The organism is Clostridioides sp. ZZV14-6150, from assembly GCF_020657875.1.
GTDB lineage: Bacteria > Bacillota > Clostridia > Peptostreptococcales > Peptostreptococcaceae > Clostridioides.
Genome location: NZ_JAGWDA010000013.1, coordinates 74,126 through 91,753, shown reverse-complemented (window position 1 = coordinate 91,753; position 17,628 = coordinate 74,126). Strand labels below are relative to the sequence as shown.

At 28.9% G+C, this 17,628-nt stretch carries 16 protein-coding genes and 1 pseudogene; 11 read left to right on the top strand and 6 right to left on the bottom strand.

The genetic code is table 11. The annotated features are described in order from the left end of the window. The first annotated feature begins 158 nt into the window (after window positions 1–158). The 10 genes and pseudogenes from hslO (at window position 159) to KGF41_RS15020 (ending at window position 12,895) form a co-directional block, all read left to right on the top strand. Window positions 159–1,034 (top strand): Hsp33 family molecular chaperone HslO, encoded by an 876-nt coding sequence (gene hslO / locus KGF41_RS15065; protein WP_227842408.1) that lies wholly within the window; start codon window positions 159–161, stop codon window positions 1,032–1,034. Window positions 1,035–1,314: 280 nt separating this feature from the next. Continuing rightward, complete coding sequence (locus tag KGF41_RS15060; protein ID WP_227856932.1) at window positions 1,315–2,115, top strand: PIG-L family deacetylase; 801 nt, start codon at window positions 1,315–1,317, stop codon at window positions 2,113–2,115. Between the two features lie 437 nt (window positions 2,116–2,552). Then, a pseudogene (locus KGF41_RS15055) lies at window positions 2,553–4,222 on the top strand (ATP-binding cassette domain-containing protein). Between the two features lie 365 nt (window positions 4,223–4,587). Continuing rightward, window positions 4,588–6,123 (top strand): glycine betaine ABC transporter substrate-binding protein, encoded by a 1,536-nt coding sequence (locus KGF41_RS15050; protein WP_227856931.1) that lies wholly within the window; start codon window positions 4,588–4,590, stop codon window positions 6,121–6,123. 14 nt (window positions 6,124–6,137) lie between these two features. Continuing rightward, window positions 6,138–6,899, top strand: coding sequence for an ABC transporter ATP-binding protein (locus tag KGF41_RS15045; RefSeq protein WP_227828342.1), 762 nt, complete (start codon window positions 6,138–6,140; stop codon window positions 6,897–6,899). A gap of 115 nt (window positions 6,900–7,014) precedes the next feature. Continuing rightward, a complete protein-coding gene (locus KGF41_RS15040; RefSeq protein ID WP_227828343.1) occupies window positions 7,015–7,428 on the top strand; it encodes a cupin domain-containing protein in 414 nt (137 codons plus the stop codon). 181 nt (window positions 7,429–7,609) lie between these two features. Continuing rightward, window positions 7,610–8,302 carry a response regulator transcription factor gene (locus tag KGF41_RS15035; RefSeq protein WP_227828344.1) on the top strand — a complete coding sequence of 231 codons (693 nt, stop codon included), beginning with the start codon at window positions 7,610–7,612 and terminating at the stop codon, window positions 8,300–8,302. After that, window positions 8,292–9,356 (top strand): sensor histidine kinase, encoded by a 1,065-nt coding sequence (locus KGF41_RS15030; RefSeq protein ID WP_227854838.1) that lies wholly within the window; start codon window positions 8,292–8,294, stop codon window positions 9,354–9,356. Before KGF41_RS15035 ends, KGF41_RS15030 begins: the two co-directional genes overlap by 11 nt. A 298-nt stretch (window positions 9,357–9,654) precedes the next feature. Next, window positions 9,655–10,344, top strand: a complete 690-nt coding sequence (locus KGF41_RS15025; protein ID WP_227842404.1) for an ABC transporter ATP-binding protein — start codon at window positions 9,655–9,657, stop codon at window positions 10,342–10,344. Next, window positions 10,331–12,895, top strand: coding sequence for an ABC transporter permease (locus KGF41_RS15020; RefSeq protein WP_227856930.1), 2,565 nt, complete (start codon window positions 10,331–10,333; stop codon window positions 12,893–12,895). Before KGF41_RS15025 ends, KGF41_RS15020 begins: the two co-directional genes overlap by 14 nt. Window positions 12,896–12,967: 72 nt before the next feature. Here KGF41_RS15020 and KGF41_RS15015 read toward each other — a convergent pair whose 3' ends face one another. The 6 genes from KGF41_RS15015 to KGF41_RS14990 all read right to left on the bottom strand — a co-directional run bounded on the left by KGF41_RS15015 (window position 12,968) and on the right by KGF41_RS14990 (window position 17,266). Next, complete coding sequence (locus tag KGF41_RS15015) at window positions 12,968–13,618, bottom strand: hypothetical protein (protein WP_227828348.1); 651 nt, start codon at window positions 13,616–13,618, stop codon at window positions 12,968–12,970. After that, window positions 13,615–14,118 (bottom strand): flavodoxin family protein, encoded by a 504-nt coding sequence (locus KGF41_RS15010; protein WP_227828349.1) that lies wholly within the window; start codon window positions 14,116–14,118, stop codon window positions 13,615–13,617. Before KGF41_RS15010 ends, KGF41_RS15015 begins: the two co-directional genes overlap by 4 nt. A 48-nt stretch (window positions 14,119–14,166) precedes the next feature. Next, complete coding sequence (locus KGF41_RS15005; protein ID WP_227856929.1) at window positions 14,167–14,682, bottom strand: PadR family transcriptional regulator; 516 nt, start codon at window positions 14,680–14,682, stop codon at window positions 14,167–14,169. 497 nt (window positions 14,683–15,179) lie between these two features. After that, window positions 15,180–15,728: a DUF1697 domain-containing protein gene (locus tag KGF41_RS15000; RefSeq protein ID WP_227842399.1), complete on the bottom strand. Its 549-nt coding sequence runs from the start codon at window positions 15,726–15,728 to the stop codon at window positions 15,180–15,182. Window positions 15,729–15,783: 55 nt separating this feature from the next. Beyond that, window positions 15,784–16,221, bottom strand: a complete 438-nt coding sequence (locus tag KGF41_RS14995; protein WP_227842397.1) for a DUF3795 domain-containing protein — start codon at window positions 16,219–16,221, stop codon at window positions 15,784–15,786. 76 nt (window positions 16,222–16,297) lie between these two features. Further along, window positions 16,298–17,266, bottom strand: coding sequence for a helix-turn-helix transcriptional regulator (locus KGF41_RS14990; RefSeq protein ID WP_227828352.1), 969 nt, complete (start codon window positions 17,264–17,266; stop codon window positions 16,298–16,300). Window positions 17,267–17,489: 223 nt separating this feature from the next. On the opposite strand from KGF41_RS14990, the gene KGF41_RS20945 reads away from it, so the two are divergent. Then, on the top strand, window positions 17,490–17,624 hold the full coding sequence (locus KGF41_RS20945) for a hypothetical protein (RefSeq protein ID WP_255611440.1): 135 nt from the start codon (window positions 17,490–17,492) through the stop codon (window positions 17,622–17,624). The last annotated feature ends 4 nt before the right edge of the window (window positions 17,625–17,628 follow it).

Sequence of the window (17,628 nt, the reverse complement as noted above, 5' to 3'; positions counted from 1 at the left end):
AATATAAAATATTATTGATAGAGATATAAAATATTATTGGTAAAAATAGAAGAGGCAAAGTTTTCTGTATTAAAAATTAAAGTAATTTAAAGTAGTAATATAGAAAAAAGTAATAATATAGAAAAATAGTATGATTAACAAAGTGTGGAGGAATACAAATGAAAGATTATGTACTAAGAGCGACATCAGGAAATGGTCAAGTTAGAGCATTTGTTGCAACTACTAGAAATACAGTAGAAGAAGCTAGAAGATTACATGAAACTACAAAAGTAGCAACAGCAGCACTTGGCAGGACATTAACAGCAACATCTATAATGGGATTGATGATGAAAAATGACAGTGATAAATTGACTGTAATAATAAAAGGTGGTGGACCAATTGGAACTATCATCGCAACAGCAAATTCTAAGGGAATAGTAAAAGGCTATGTAGGAAATCCTCATGTAGAAGTTGAAGATTATCCAAATGGAAAGTTGAATGTTGCAGCAGCCGTGGGGACAGAAGGTGTTGTAAAAGTTATTAAAGACTTAGGTCTTAGAGAGCCATACAATGGAACTTATCCATTAGTAAGTGGAGAAATTGCAGAAGACTTTACTTACTACTTTGCAGTGTCAGAACAAACTCCATCAGTGGTAGCTTTAGGTGTTCTTACAAAAGAGGATGAAGTTGAGTTTGCTGGAGGATTTATAGTTCAATTAATGCCAGATGCAGAAGAAGAAACTATCGCAAAATTAGAAGAAAATGTAGCTAAATTACCTTCAATAACTAATATGTTAAAGGAAGGAAACTTACCAGAAGATATATTAAATAGAGTTTTAGATGGTTTGGAGCCTAAAGTACTTGATACTTGTGAAATTGGATTTGAGTGTGAATGTTCAAAGGAAAGAGTAAAAACTGCGTTAGTGGCAATAGGTAAAAAATCTTTGGCTCAAATAATAGAAGAAGATAAACAGGCAGAAGTTGGATGTCAGTTCTGTAATGAGAAATATATGTATAGTGAAGAAGAGTTGCTTGAAATTTTAAAGGAAATGTAGACTATGAAAATAGTCGTATTTATATAGCAATTAAAGTATAATTTATCAAAAATAGATATATTTATATTAAAAATAAGCTTAATAAATTTTAAGAATTTAAGAAGCTTTCTGGCTGTAATGTTTGTAACATTGCAGTTAGAAAGCTTTTTTATTTTATTATAGTTCGTATCAAAGATTGTATAAAACAATAAAATATTGTAAAATAATTTGTATATTTCAACCTATTTGCCACAAAGGTTTATAAGATATTTGAATTGATAAGAAGGAGAAAATTTTAAATATGGAAAATAAAACGAAGCACATAGGAATAAGTATATTAATATTATTAATGATATTTTTAATTGCAAAGAATTTTAATGGAAAACTTGAAATACCTATTCCTGAAAGTAATAGTAGAAAATTTAAATCGGCAGCAGTATTTTATCCTCAACATCAAGATGATGAGGTTCTATGGGGAGGAAGTGCCATTATTGATGCTATAAAACAGTGTGGTGTTGATAATGTATATGTGGTACTAGTATCAGATGGTTCTGGGGTTAACGTTTTTAGGGCTAATACAAAGTTTAGAAATCTGACCAGAAAGCAAAAAGAAGAGCTTAGGAACAATGAATTTAAGTCAGCATTAAAAGAGCTTGGAGTAAAACCACAAAATATAATTATACTTGCTGATATAGACAAAAAAGAGGGGACACATTATAAGTTAATGGAAAAGACAATATTAGATTTTGAAAATAAATTTAAGGGTGATGTAACTCATATAGCTCATCATTATAAGTACGATGACCATATAATGCATAGAAAAAATGGGGAAGTTTTAAAGAAGCTTAAACGTGAACGTAAGATAAAAGATGACTTGTATTTTATAAAACCAAAATATGTAAAGTACATACCAAGAAATGAAAGAGCCATCTATAAAGCAATGAATTTTAATGACTATAGTAAGGTCAAAAGTGCGTGTTATGAATATAAGGTTGTAAATTTAAAACGAAAAATGTATGGTATAGGGTATATCTCAGCACATAGCTATTTTGAACATCTTTTGGATGACCCTGAACTTACATCTGTGTTAAGTGAAGATTAATTTTTAGTGATTATGAACTTTGTTTAGTTTTTTGTATTAATTCATATTAAATATAAGAATTGCTTGTAAAATAATTAAATATTAGAGTAATTAAATATTAAAACAATTAAACATAAAGTAATCAAACATAAAATAACTAAACATTAAAGCAATTTAATATTAAAGTAATTTAATATTAAATTAATTGAACATAAAGCTATCTTAAAAATATTATTTACTAATGATAAAAAAGTATTTGAGAATAATAAAAATATATTATTATTAAACAAGGTTTAGTATCTCAGTTGTGATTTTAAAAATCATTTTGAGGTACTTTTTTTATCCTCTTAATAAATTTATATGGACTTTTTATATGAAATTTTAAACCCTACAGTATACAACCATGGGATAAGTTACGTGCTATAATTTGCTATAAAAACAATTTAGGAGGATACAGTATGAGTAATGAATTTATAGTTTTAAAAGGATGTAAGGAAAATAATCTAGATAATATTTCATTAAAAATACCAAAAAGAAAAATAACCATATTCACAGGTGTATCTGGTTCTGGAAAATCATCTATTGTTTTTGAAACAATTGCAAAAGAATCACAACGTCAATTAAACGAGAGATTTAGTACTTTTGTAAGAAGTTTTTTACCTAAATATGGAGAAGTTAAAGCTGATTGTATAGAAAATTTATCAACACCAATTATTATAGACCAAAGTAGACTTGGAGGTAATTCAAGGTCAACTTTAGGTACTATCAGGTTATTAAAGATATAAATGAGCCAGAAGCACAACCTCTAATTAAAGGGATACTAGAAAAACTAAATAACATCATAGATATAGGTCTAGGGTATTTAACTTTAGATAGGGAGACATCATCACTATCAGGTGGAGAATCTCAGCGTATAAAGATGGTAAAATATTTAAATAGTAACCTTGTAGATTTGATGTATATTTTTGATGAACCAAGTATAGGTCTTCATCCAAGAGATGTTTATAAATTAAATAATCTTCTAAGAAAATTACGTGATAAAGGAAATACAATTATAGTTGTTGAGCATGACCCAGACGTGATTAAAATTGCAGACCACATTGTAGATGTAGGTCCGAAAGCTGGGAGGTATGGTGGTAAAGTTGTATATGAAGGAAGTTATGAAAAGTTGCTTTCAAGTGGGACATTAACAGGAAATGCCTTAAATAAAGCTCTTTCTATTAAGGAAAATGTAAGAGAACATAGAGGATATTTAGAGGTTAAAAATTGTAATCAAAACAATTTAAAAAATATATCTATAAAGATACCTAAAGGTGTATTAACTTTAGTGACAGGAGTAGCAGGAGCTGGTAAGAGTACATTAATTAAACATGAATTTTTAAAGCAAAATACAAATGCTGTATTAATAGACCAAAGCTCTGTATCAGCTAATTCTAGGTCAAGCTTAGCAACATATAGTGGAATTATGAACGATATAAGAAACATTTTTGCAAAAGCAAATGGTGTTAAAGCGTCTTTGTTTAGCTCAAACTCAGAAGGAGCTTGTGATAATTGTAAAGGGTCTGGAATAGTACAAACAAATCTTGCATTTATGGAAAGTATAAAAAGTACTTGCAATATTTGTGAAGGGAAAAAATTTAAAAAAGAAGTTTTAGAATATAGATTTCAAGGGCAAAATATAATAGAACTTCTTGAAATGTCGGTTTCAGATGCGATTGAATTTTTTAGTTTAAAACAGATTAAAAAGAAATTACAGTGCATTGAAAAAATGGGAATCGGATACCTTACTTTAGGGCAAACTCTAGATACATTATCTGGAGGAGAGTGTCAAAGATTAAAACTTGCTAATGAATTAAATAAGGAAAGTTCAGTGTATATATTAGATGAGCCGACAACTGGGCTTCATATGGCTGACATTGAAAATTTTATAAATATAATTGAAGAGATTGTAGATAATGGAAATACAGTTATCATAATTGAACATAATATAGATGTAATTAAAAGAGCGGATTGGATTATCGATATGGGTCTTGAAGGAGGGACAAAAGGTGGCAAAGTAATCTTTGAAGGAACCCCAAAAGAATTGTCTAACGATAAAATATCACTAACAGCAAAATATATAGTATAATAAATAAAATACAATAAATATAGATGATATATGAGTAAATATAATGGGTATATAATATGATAGTTAAGTTTAACAATAATAAATAATATGATAAATATTCAAATTTAATTAAATATAGTGTCAGAAATCCGTTTAAATAGTAAGTTTTTAACGGTTCTGACATTTTTTATTATTTTTATGAAGATTGACAAAGTAGGATTTTCTATTAGTTACTTTTTAGTGCCTACTTGAAAGTTTGATATTATGACCTTAATATGTAATTTATGGAATAATTTATTTAGTGTGGTACGATGAGAGCTATCACTAAACTATAATTTTATAATTTGAATCTTATTAAGTAAAACTCATAAAAAGGAGTGGAAGTAATGCTAAACGATATGCTAACACTATTATCTGAAAGAAGTGATTTTTTTATAAAACTATCCATCGAACATTTGACAATTTCTATTATTTCTATAGTAATTGCAATTGTTTTAGGTGGTATAATTGGTATCGTTGTAAGTGAATTTCATAAGTCGTCTAAGCCAATATTGGGGACTATTAATTTTCTATACACCATACCATCTATTTCTATGTTGGGTTTTTTGATACCATTCTCTGGAATTGGAAATACTACAGCTGTTATTGCTCTTACTATATATGCATTATTACCTATGGTTAGAAATACATATACTGGAATTACTAATGTAGATAAAAATATCCTTGAAGCAGCGAAAGGTATAGGAAGTACAGACTTTCAGATACTATATAAAATAAAACTTCCGCTAGCCTTACCTGTTATTATGTCTGGTATTAGAAATATGGTTATTATGACAATTGCATTGACTGGTATTGCTTCATTTATAGGTGCTGGTGGTCTGGGTGTAGCTATATATAGAGGAATCACAACAAACAACACAGTAATGACAGTCACTGGAAGTATTCTTATTGCTCTATTGGCTTTGTTATTTGATTTCATTCTAGGATTAGTAGAAAGATTTTTACAAAGAAAAAGAAAAAAGAAAAATAGGAAAAAAGTATTTGCCATTCTAGGAAGTCTTATCCTTATAATAACTATCTTTACATCTTACTTCTTTAATTCTGCAAAGGCTCAAACTATTCATATCGCTACAAAACCAATGACTGAACAATATATTCTTGGTGAAATATTGGATATTTTAATTGAAAAAAATACAGATTTGAAAGTAGAAATTACACAAGGTGTAGGCGGAGGAACATCCAATATTCAGCCAGCTATGGGCAATGGAGAATTTGATATTTATCCAGAGTATACAGGTACAGGCTGGAATATGGTACTGAAGAAAAATGAACTATATACTGAAAATATGTTTGAGAAGTTACAATCTGAATATAAAACTAAACTTAAAATGCAGTGGACTGGTATGTATGGTTTTTCTAATAGTTATGCGTTGGCAGTTAGAAAAGAAATTGCAGATAAATATAAACTAAAGAATATTTCAGATTTAAGAGATATATCTTCTAAATTGACATTTGGTGCAGAGTATGATTTTTATGAAAGAGAAGATGGCTATACTCCACTATGTAATACCTATGACTTACACTTTAAAAACACAGTTGATTTAGATATTGGACTTAAATATCAGGCAATCAATGAGGGGAAAATTGATGTAATGCCTATATTTACAACTGATGGACAGTATAGTGTTTCAGATGTTGTAGTCTTAAATGATGATAAAAGCTTTTATCCATCTTATCAATGTGGAAATGTTATTCGTTCAGAGGTGTTAGAGGAACATCCAGAACTTTCAGCAGTATTCCAGATGGTTAAAAATATTTTAACTGATAAAGAAATGGCTAAATTGAATTATGATGTAGAAAATAATAATTTAGAGCCTAGAGAAGTTGCACGCGAGTTTTTGAATAAAAAGGGACTTTTATAATTGGAGGAAATATAATGACACCTATTATACAATTTAAAAATATTGAAAAACGATATAATGATAAAACAATCATAAATAATCTCAATTTAGATATAGAAAAAGGAGAATTTTTAACTGTTATTGGGTCATCTGGAAGTGGAAAAACAACACTTCTAAAAATGATTAATGGTCTGATTTTGCCAGATGGAGGAGATATTTTAATTAACAAAACAGACATTAAAAATGAGGACTTAATTAAATTAAGAAGAAAAATAGGCTATTGTGTTCAGGGAAGTGTTCTTTTTCCTCATATGACTGTTGAAGAAAACATTTCATATGTGCCAAATCTCCTTAATCGAAAAAATAAGTCAGAAATAAAAAATGCTGTAGATAAATGGATGCAAATCGTGGGATTAGCAAATGATATGAAAACAAGATACCCATCTGAATTATCAGGTGGTCAGCAACAGCGTGTAGGGATTGCACGTGCTTTAGCCTCTTCACCAGAAATCTTATTGATGGATGAACCTTTTGGTGCTGTTGATGAAATTACACGAAAACAGCTACAAAAAGAGATAAAAGAAATTCATAAAAAAACAGGAATTACAATTATCTTTATTACACATGATATTTATGAAGCCTTGATTTTAGGTACAAAAACTTTGGTATTGAATCATGGAGTCATTCAACAATATGATACTCCTGAAAATATCTCAAATGCCCCTGCTAATCAATTTGTAGACCAATTACTGAATGTAAAAAAATCTATAACAAGTTATGATGATTTAAAAGAATAAAGTTAATCTAAAAATTAAATTATGATAATACTAAAAAGCTATTGACCTTGAGTTAACTTTAAGTCGTATACTAAAAATGTAAGAATAGTTAAGCAAGGCATAGGAGGTATTAAATATGGATAGAGAAAAAGATTTAGGTACAGGAGCAGTTTTCCCTATTGGGGAAGAAAACAAAGCATTTGCACAGTATTTTACAGGAGAATGTTATTTAAATATGCTTACTACTACTGGTGTGGGAATCGGGAACGTGACTTTTGCTCCTTCTACAATTAATTCATGGCACATACATCATAAGGGTGGACAGATTTTACTTGTAACTGGAGGTAGAGGATATTATCAAGAGTTTGGCAAACCAGCACAGGAATTGCATGCAGGTGATGTAGTTAATATACCACCAGATGTAAAGCACTGGCATGGAGCTGCACCAGATAGTTGGTTTCAGCATCTAGCTGTAGAAGTCCCAGCAGAGGGAGCTTTTAATGAATGGTTGGAGCCTGTATCTGATGAAGACTATGGCAAACTAAAATAAAACATTTATAAACTTATAAACAATAATGAGTGTATATTAGTTAAAATTACTAAATATACACTTTTTTTATTTTGAATTAATAAAAACTTAAGATAATAATAGTTTTTTAGAAAATAAAATTAGTATAATAAAATGGGGAACCCAATGATTTAATGTGTATAAAAAATATGGAGGAAATAAAATGGAAACTATAATGGTTGTAGAAGATGATATTATGCTTAATAATGGTATATGTTTTAACTTACAAAGTGATGGATTTCGAGTTGTACCAGCATATAGTCTAAAAGAAGCTAAAGAAAAATTTGAGAAAGAAAAAATAGATTTAATGATATTAGATGTAAATCTTCCTGATGGAAATGGATTTGACCTGTGCAAAGAAATAAGAACTAGTTCAAAAGTAGGTATTCTATTTTTGACAGCCTGTGATATGGAATCTGATATTGTAAATGGATTTAAGATAGGAGCAGATGATTACATAACAAAGCCATTTAGTATAAATATATTACTACAAAGAATAAAAGCATTGCTTAGAAGATGTAATATTGAAATGCAAGAAGAGGTCTTATTTGAGGGCGAATTTGAATTTAATTTTGCTAATCTGACTGTAAGTAGGAATGGGGAAAATATAATTCTTTCACCCATAGAATATAGAATCGTAAAGAAATTGGTACAACATAAAAATGAAATAGTCACAAGACAAGCATTAATAGATGCCATATGGGACAATGATAGTGAATATATGGAAGAACATGCATTGACTGTAAATATAAATAGATTGAGAAAGAGAATAGACCAGAAGACATCTAAACATAAGTACATAAGGACTATTTATGGAATCGGGTATATGTGGGTTGGTGAACAAGATGGAAAATAATAAAAATTTAAGTAAGAACTATTACAAAAACATTTCTATTATATATTTCATAGTATCATGCCTATCCTTAATAATAATAAGAATGCAAACTAACAAAATTTTATATATGCATCCTGATTTAGCTGAATTTATTGTAAATATTAATTGTATAATTTTAATTTTTATATTTACTATGTTTTTCTTATCACTATTTTTTGTATATAAAATAAGAAAAGACATAGTTGAATTTAGTAGCAATATTATATATAACATAGATGAATTTATATTGGGTAATAAAAATATGCTCTTTGATTTAAATAAAGATACTTTAACTGCCAAAGTTCAAAATAAAATTAAATATATGATAGAGGTTATGGAAGTTAAAAATAGTAAGTATTCAGCGGAAAAAGAAAATATAAAAACTTTGATATCAGATATATCGCATCAAATAAAAATACCAATAGCTAATATATCTATGTATAATGAAACTCTAATGCATAAAGAATTAGATAGAAAGAATCAAGTATTGTTTTTAGAAAACATGCAAAGTCAGGTAAATAAATTGGACTGGTTAGGAAAAGCCCTTATAAAAATTTCTAGATTAGAAACTGGTATTATATCTTTGAATACGACTAAAAGTAGAATAAGTGATACTATTGCAAGCGCATTAAGTGGAGTGTTTTTAAAATTAGAAGAAAAAAATATAGTACTAGAAATTGATTTAGATGATAAAATTGAAGTTTGCCATGATAAAAAATGGACTAGTGAAGCTTTATTTAATATTATAGAAAATGCAGTAAAATATACCCATGAGGGAGGAAAAATAAGTATAAAGGTTGATAAAATGGATATATTCACTAAAATTATCATAAGTGATAATGGAATGGGTGTAGATGAAAGTGAAATAAACAATATATTTAAAAGGTTCTATAGGAGTATAGAAGTTGGAAATATAGAAGGTATTGGAGTGGGATTGTACTTAGCAAGAGAAATTATAAATAAACAGAATGGATATATAAAAGTAGATTCTCAAAAGAATATTGGAACTACGTTTAATGTTTATATGAAAAATTAGACTCAGCATTTATTTAAAATTGAGGATTATAATATATAACTTGAAAATAAAATCAAAAATTCTTAGAAGTAGTGTATATAGTGTTTGTTAGATAACATCATATGCACTATTTTTAGTTTCACTTCAATAAATATCACAAAATATCTCAAAATTGTTATAATTCATATCTAAAATATAACAGTACTGTGAGGATTAGAGAGGTACTTACATGATAATATCTAAGTAAGGAATCAATAAGCATGAAATTTTAATATACAATTAGAAAATATATAAAATAAAGTAAGAGGGAGATATGATTATGAAAATACTGGAGACTAATAATTTAAAAAAATATTATGGTAAGGGTGAAAATATAGTAAAAGCTTTAGATGGAATAAATATAAGTATAAATAGAGGAGAGTTTATAGCTATAGTAGGGACATCAGGAAGTGGAAAGAGTACCTTGTTACATATGATAGGGGGACTTGATAGAGCAAGTGATGGAAAAGTAATTGTTGATAATAATGATATATTTGTTATGGATGATGAAGAACTTACAATATTTAGAAGACGTAATGTAGGATTTATATTTCAAAATTATAACTTAGTTCCAATACTAAATGTTTATGAAAATATAGTATTACCTATAGAACTTGATGGGTGCAAAATAGACACTAAATATATAGATGAAATAATAGACGTTTTAGGACTAAGTCAAAAAGTGGATGACCTTCCAAATAATCTATCAGGAGGACAGCAACAGAGAGTAGCTATTGCAAGAGCTTTAGCAACAAAACCATCAATAATACTAGCTGATGAACCAACAGGGAACCTAGATAGCAAAACAGAACAAGATGTGTTAGGGCTTCTAAAAGTTACTAGTAGTAAATTTAGCCAAACTATAATTATGATAACTCATAATGAACAAATTGCTCAAATGGCTGACAGAATTATAAGGATTGAGGATGGAAAAGTTGTAAATAGAGGTGAGAACAATGTTACAAAATAACAATAAGGAAATTATAAAAAAATTAAGTGATAGAAGTTTTAAAACGAATAAAATGAGAAATATAATTTCAGTGCTTGCAATAGTATTAACTACAGTTTTGTTTACCTCATTGTTTACAGTAGGATATAGTATGTTGGAAGCTTTTAATAATTATCAAGCTATGGAATATGGGACAAAGAGCCATGTTCAATTTCAAGATTTAAGTAATAGACAGATTGACATTATAAGAAAAGATAGTTCAGTAGATAAAAACAGTATTGGAATAGTAAAAAACATAGCAAGTTTAAAAAATCCAGAGTTTTCAACGCAGGCAGTGAATTTAACTGTTTATGATAAAAAAAGCCTTGAAAGTGCTGTAAATGTAGAGATGATTGAAGGGAGTTTACCAAAAAATAATGATGAAATAGTCATGCCTACAAAGATATTAGATATGATAGATGTACCTCATAGAATAGGTGCTGAAGTAAAATTAATAATTCCAAAAACTGAAGATGGAGTACTAACTAATGAAAAAGAAACATTCAAATTTAAACTAGTTGGATATTTTGAATACAAAACAGCTATAGCAATACCTCTTCATGATGTATTCACAAGTGAAGCCTTCTATGATAATTACAAGAAAACACATGAGGTAGCTCCTACAAGTGTATCCTTCAATTTTTTTAATGATAAAGATTTGCAGTCTAAATTTGATAAATTAATTGAGAAAATCCAACCTTATTCAGGAAAAGCAACTATAAATCCCATATACTTAAGTAAACAAGCAACTACTTTCAAAGAAGTTGTTAAAAATGTATTGCCAATAATCTTAATTGTAATACTTATACTTTTAAGTGGATATTTATTAATATATAATATTTTTTATATTTCAGTTGTTAAAGATATAAAATATTATGGCTTATTAAAAACAATAGGGACATCACCGTATCAATTAAAAAAATTGATTATTAAACAAGCTAATAGATTATGTATAGTAGCTATACCAATAGGTTTAGTATTGGGATTTTTACTAGGGATGGTATTTGTTCCTCTGGTTGGTAAGTTTATGGAGGGATTAAATAAAACTGCATTTGAATATTTCAATCCGTTAATATTTGTATTTGCTGTTATATTTTCATATGTAACTGTTAGATTGTCATGCAGAAAACCTGCTAAGATTGTAAGTTCTGTATCTCCTATAGACGCTGTAAGATATAGTGATAAAAGTAATAGGATTAAACGTAAGTCTAAAAGTGGGAAACATGGTTCTAAAATCCATAAGATGGCATTTTCAAATATATTTAGAAATAGACGCAAAGCTATTCTAGTTTTAGTTTCTATGTCACTAAGTTGTATAATATTTTTGACTGTATCTGCAATTATAAGTAGTTCTAACCCAGAAAGAGCAGCTGAAGGTATGATGTTAGGGGATATAGAAATACGTCATGGGCTTGCAGATACTGCGAAATTTGAAGATAACGAAGTTGCTCCAATTGATGAAAATCTTATAAAAGATATTAAGAATCTTGATGGAGTGAGTAATGTAAGTAAGGTGTATAAGGATTTAAGTTATATAGTTTATGAAGGGGATTTAAAAGATGAAGTATTGACTCAAAAAGTAGATGAAGAATATAAAAAGCAATTTCTTCAAGGCAGAGACCCAGAAGAAATTGCAGAAAATAATGGTTTTTTAGCTTCAGATACAGTTGGATTATCTTCAGGTAGATTATTAAGTAAACTATCAAAAAACAATAATATATATTCTCAAAAGAATTCTAAAATACTGTCAGGTTCTATAGATGAGAAAAAATTTGATGAAGGCGGATATGTAGTAATTAATGGACATGAAGGAAGTAAAATAAAAGCAGGAGATAAAATTAAGTTTAGATATTTAAAAGGAGATACTATAGGGGAAGGATATATAGATAAAGAGTTTAAAGTCATGGCAGTTTTTGATGGTGCACAAAATTTTAATATGGGAATGTACATTAATGAAAATGACTTTAAAAATATGGTTATAAAGCCATATGTAGAAAGTCTGGTAATTGATACAAATGGTGATGTGAAGTCTGTTGAAAATAAAATAAATAATTTGAATAAGAAATACAATAATCCATATACAAAAGTTTATTCAAAAAATATCTATATAGAAGAGGCAAGAGAGAGTCAAAAGGTTATAAAGATTGTAGGTATGAGTGCAGTCTTTATAATAGGATTGATTGGAGTACTAAACTTTATAAATACTATGATAACAAATATAATGTCTCGTAAACAAGAGTTTGCAATGATTGAGGCAGTAGGAATGACAAGAAAACAGCTTCAAAAAATGATAATACTTGAAGGTTTTTATTATGGGGTGATAATAACTATTGTAAATCTTACTTTTGGAAGTATGGCAACATTTTTAGGATTTAATATTATGAAATTAAGATATTCTGTGTATGCTTATCCAGTAGGAGCACTTATAATAAGTATATTAATAGTATTTTTGATAACATCTATAGTACCTTTAATAGTTTATCATAATGTTTCTAAGGATAGTATTGTTGAAAGAATTAGAGAAGCTGAATAAAGTTTATATGTATAGAAAAAAGGGTTCTTATAGGTAAGAGCCTTTTTTAAATGTCAGTTTTGTTATAATGTTTTATTTTTTTAGTATATCACTTTTGCTTAATCCATTTGATTTACCTAGAGGAGTCCATTGGTGGTTAGCCATAAATTTATATGCAAATCTAGGAAAGTTAGGTGAGATAAAAATAGTATCTTTACTAGAAGTGTTACTATCTATGTTGTTACTAAGTATATTCTTTGATAGTTCTCCTAATAAAGTTTCTAAGCTTTTTTTTGGACCTTTACCTAAAGGAACAGATTTTAATGAACCTATCATTTCTCCAGCACCAATTCCGATTCCTTGAACCCATGTAAAGTTAGCCTTTTTACACCAATTTTCTATCATTTGAATTGCTAAGTGAGTTTGTTGTCCCTCATAGAATCCACAGTTAACTATTGCATATACTGGAATAGATTTTTTATTTTGTTTCTTTGCAAGTTCTTCACATTCCTCTAAAAAACTAATTAAATGAGAAGGAATACCATCTACATAAAGAGGAAATGCAATTATTAACCTATCACAATTAAGTATGGAATCAATAGCTTTAGGATACTTAGATACATTGTCTATTTTAAATGTGAAAATCTCATTATCTTTTTGTATAAGTTTTTCTACCTCAGATAAAAAGTATTGTGAATTATTTTCTTTTACTTTTGGGCTTCCATTTATCATTACTATATTCATAAAGATTCACCTCTTACATCTTGTGGATTTTTAAAAAATGAAACAGAATGTTCCTTCATATTAAGATTTACAGCATTTGCACGTATTAGATTAGTAGCAGTATCTTTTTCAGCATCTGTAATATAATCTCCATAGAATAGAACCTTTAAATTTATCTGTTTTTCATATCTATTCTTATGATGCATTTCATTATTCTTCATTACAAAGTATGGAAGTACATAGCTTATACTTCTATCAAGTATATTTTTAATAAATGGGCTAAAGCCACCATAACAACATCTACTTAGTATAATAAGTTCATCAGAATCAGCTATCAATTTACTCATGTTCCTGTAATAGTCTTTTATGACGCATGTAGTAGGTGTTTTAATCCAACAACCAAAGCAACCAATACACTTATGGATTTCTTCATTGTTTGAAAGTATTTTTATATTGTTATCAAGTTTAGGTAATAAATTATCTAAATCTTTTTCAGTTAAATCATGTATTAAAAGTCTCATAAGTTTTACCCCCTTTATATTATGTAGGTTGACTTTTGTAATTCTATCCTACAATTTTTTTAATAAATCATTACACCAATTAATTACAAAACTATAATAGTCAACTCCATAAATCATTGTGAAATACATATATGTATATTGGTCAATACAACAATTTTGTTCCACCTCAGTTTTCTGTGTATCTAATTTATTTAAAAGTAATTCAACTTCAGCTATTAACATTTTTAAGTTTGTTTCAATTATTTCTTTAGGTAAGTACTCATAAAAAAATATGTTAACAAGGTGGTCATGCTTTGTCTTAGAAAATTTAATTGGTTTTTCTAACCATTCGAGAAAGTATGATTTTCCTATATTAGTTATAGAGTATAGTTTTTTTAATTTACCACCATCTATAACTTCACGATAGCAGATATAACCTTTTTCTTCTAATCTTTTGAGTGCAGGATAAATACTACCAAAACTAGCATCAAAAAAGTATGAAGTACTTTGTGACATTTTTTGTTTTAAATCGTATCCACTTAATTCTTTTTCCATCAGAAATCCTAAAATAATGTATTCTAACATAGTGCCTCCTAGTATCGTTTAGGTATATATTGTTTAGGTATATATCGATTTGATATATTAATTATTACAAATAATATATAGACTGTCAACATGTTTTTAAATTAAACTTAAAATAGATATACAGATTATCGCTTAAACACTAGGTTTATTATCAATATCTTAAGTTTTAAGAGTTGAATTTACTACTAATTTACCGATTGTGTAAGAGATTTGATATGACAATATGATTAAAAGTATATAAATTATTTGAGTAATGCACAAAACCGCAGATTATATATAATTCACTAATTAGTGATATATAACCTACGGTTTTTCTTCGTTGAATTTATAGCGAACACCTCAGACAGTCAATATATATTGCGAATTATCTGGGTCCAGCTCTATTTTTTTCTTAGATTTGTACGAATGACGATGTTAGATTGCTTTCAAATTTTCTAGTCAGTTAATCATAAAGATAAACTGAAATTTGTGAACTCCATGTTATGCCAATAATAAATTTACTCATTTGATAGCAAAAATAATTTTTTTGTAGTGCTGGCATTTCTAATTGTTACTTTGTTATTAACTGAAGAACTCGCAATTTTATACCACCTTGTTTTTGATAATGTAGCTCTTGGTGCAGACCAAAAAATCACATTCTTATAATAATCAACCTGTTCATATTCTGGTTTGGCTTCTCCAACAGCCTTATATACTTCTTCAATAGTGACAGGTGGAATAGGGAAGATAGCTTGATGTATCACTTCTTCATCAGAATTTATATCCCACCATTTGGGAGTGTTATCCAAAGCTTCCGATAATTCTTTTAGTGAAATGATTACTATGGGGACATCTAACATAAATCTTTCTTCTATCATGGCTTTACATCGGCTACTTATTTCACTTTTATCGTTGTTTTCACTGGAAAAAAGAACATTTCCACTATTGATATAGGTGCTAACATTCAAAAATCCCATATCTTCAAATGCCACCTTTAATAATGGCATTGACACTTTGTTTTTACCGCTAATGTTTATGCCACGCAAAAGAGCAATATATTTTTCCAACCTAAAGAACCTCCATCTGTTATAAATAATCTTCGCTTCAACTTCTAATCTGCGTTTACCTCCAATGCTTAAATACCACAATCTCAGCATCAGAACCATAACCGCTATACTCAGATACCATGAGATATTTTTCGTCAGCAATAATTCCATAATATCTGTCACTGTCTTTTTTGCAAAGCTGATTTCCAAAATAAATTTTATTATCGTCCCAAAACTTTACAATCTGACCTTTTGGTAAGGTATATTCAATATTAATGAAAGAGCCTTTCAGTGCATTAAGTTCTGTGACTTCTTCCATATCTTGTATATTAAGTGCATTAAATGCTGTAATCAAATTCTTTTTGAATTTGTATAGAGCATTTTCCCCATCTTTCAAACATAATGCAACCATGCACTCTGAACCAAAAGGATGACCTTTTGTTTCAGCACATCCGTTACAAGTGTTACTCAATTCGCATTTCCTACAATCAACTCCACAAATAGACTTAGTCATTTTTAATTTGCCTCCGTAAATTTTATTTTATCGAGTACGTCTTATCCACTTAGTGAGTATTTTACAGTGGATAGGCTTACATCTTTTTCACAGGTCTAATGTACTTAAAATACTGTTCTGGGTCATAATAAAAGTACATGATTCTTCCAGGGGTAATATCAGGACAGTAACCCTTACCAGTGTAATCAAAAGTTGCCATAGCCGTTTCAATCTTTTCTTCCACACTGCAATTTTCCTGTTCATAATTAAACGGACCATGTTCAAAGATAATATACTCGGCTTCGGGAATATCAATCATAAGCATTTGTGGTGGCAGTTCCCCTTTATAATCAAAAGGAAGTCGTACGCCCCAACACTCTGTACGAAGAATACCCCAATCGCAGAGCCTGCCGTCCGAATCGTTCATGTAAGCCATAATCTGACCGCTTCCGCAGTTAGCTTCACTTCCACCGTCATCGTCCAATTTACCCTTGATACTGTCGAGCAAACCGCAAATTGTTTCGTGGTCCTGTCCTGGAATAAGGCTTTGCTTTCGCCAAAAATCCCAATACCCGTTACTCTCATTGTTTTTAATGTACAAAAATTTGTGAGCAGGTATGGTTGCGAAATAAATCTTGACACCATCTGTTGATTTAATCATACCTATTTCTCCCAATCCTAAAAAGTAGCGGTCAAAAGGGGTTATTTTTGTACGAAGAACGACTGGCTTAGGATTTTTTCGATATTCACTCGGAGTTACACCATAAGTTCCTTTGAAAGCTCTGGTAAAAGCTTCATGCGATGAAAACCCATAATCAAAAGCAATATCCAATAGACTTTTATCACTGTCCCGAACCTCTTTTAATGCAAAGGCTAATTTTCTATTCCGCAAGTAATCTCTAAACTGTATACCCGATATTTCTTTGAATTTTTTCGTTGTATAAAACTCAGAATATCCCAATTTGCGAGAAAGAAAGCGTAGCGTTAAGACTTCGCCATTGTAATTTTTAATACATTTGTCAATCTCGTCAATGATTATCTGAATTTGTTGTTGCCACTCATACATTTAACTATTCACCTCGTTTCAATCACTCTATATTCATTATAACGAAATAAAGAAGTTATAGCTTGATTTTACTTGCTGTCACTTGATTTTAATTCTATTCATTTATGTATTGTCTAATTTACGATATTATGTTACATCGATATGACAGCTTAAAAGCAGGCTTTAATTTGCCTTGGTGTTAATTTCAACTTTTAATAGTGAAAATGACCGAATAGCTGATAAAATGAAGCTATTTAGATATATAAGAAGATTTAAAGAAATAATCAAAAATTTAGATAAAGTTTACAAAAACTCAACAGGAATTAGGAATTATGGACTATTGACAAAGTATAAATTTAGCAGTAAAATAATTGCATGAGCAA

What these genes read in the sequence shown, in the direction of transcription:
- hslO (WP_227842408.1), top strand. Translation starts at nt 159, where the DNA reads ATGAAAGATTATGTACTAAGAGCGACATCAGGAAATGGTCAAGTTAGA.
- KGF41_RS15060 (WP_227856932.1), top strand. Translation starts at nt 1,315, where the DNA reads ATGGAAAATAAAACGAAGCACATAGGAATAAGTATATTAATATTATTA.
- KGF41_RS15050 (WP_227856931.1), top strand. Translation starts at nt 4,588, where the DNA reads ATGCTAAACGATATGCTAACACTATTATCTGAAAGAAGTGATTTTTTT.
- KGF41_RS15045 (WP_227828342.1), top strand. Translation starts at nt 6,138, where the DNA reads ATGACACCTATTATACAATTTAAAAATATTGAAAAACGATATAATGAT.
- KGF41_RS15040 (WP_227828343.1), top strand. Translation starts at nt 7,015, where the DNA reads ATGGATAGAGAAAAAGATTTAGGTACAGGAGCAGTTTTCCCTATTGGG.
- KGF41_RS15035 (WP_227828344.1), top strand. Translation starts at nt 7,610, where the DNA reads ATGGAAACTATAATGGTTGTAGAAGATGATATTATGCTTAATAATGGT.
- KGF41_RS15030 (WP_227854838.1), top strand. Translation starts at nt 8,292, where the DNA reads ATGGAAAATAATAAAAATTTAAGTAAGAACTATTACAAAAACATTTCT.
- KGF41_RS15025 (WP_227842404.1), top strand. Translation starts at nt 9,655, where the DNA reads ATGAAAATACTGGAGACTAATAATTTAAAAAAATATTATGGTAAGGGT.
- KGF41_RS15020 (WP_227856930.1), top strand. Translation starts at nt 10,331, where the DNA reads ATGTTACAAAATAACAATAAGGAAATTATAAAAAAATTAAGTGATAGA.
- KGF41_RS15015 (WP_227828348.1), bottom strand. Translation starts at nt 13,618, where the DNA reads ATGAATATAGTAATGATAAATGGAAGCCCAAAAGTAAAAGAAAATAAT.
- KGF41_RS15010 (WP_227828349.1), bottom strand. Translation starts at nt 14,118, where the DNA reads ATGAGACTTTTAATACATGATTTAACTGAAAAAGATTTAGATAATTTA.
- KGF41_RS15005 (WP_227856929.1), bottom strand. Translation starts at nt 14,682, where the DNA reads ATGTTAGAATACATTATTTTAGGATTTCTGATGGAAAAAGAATTAAGT.
- KGF41_RS14995 (WP_227842397.1), bottom strand. Translation starts at nt 16,221, where the DNA reads ATGACTAAGTCTATTTGTGGAGTTGATTGTAGGAAATGCGAATTGAGT.
- KGF41_RS14990 (WP_227828352.1), bottom strand. Translation starts at nt 17,266, where the DNA reads ATGTATGAGTGGCAACAACAAATTCAGATAATCATTGACGAGATTGAC.
- KGF41_RS20945 (WP_255611440.1), top strand. Translation starts at nt 17,490, where the DNA reads ATGAAGCTATTTAGATATATAAGAAGATTTAAAGAAATAATCAAAAAT.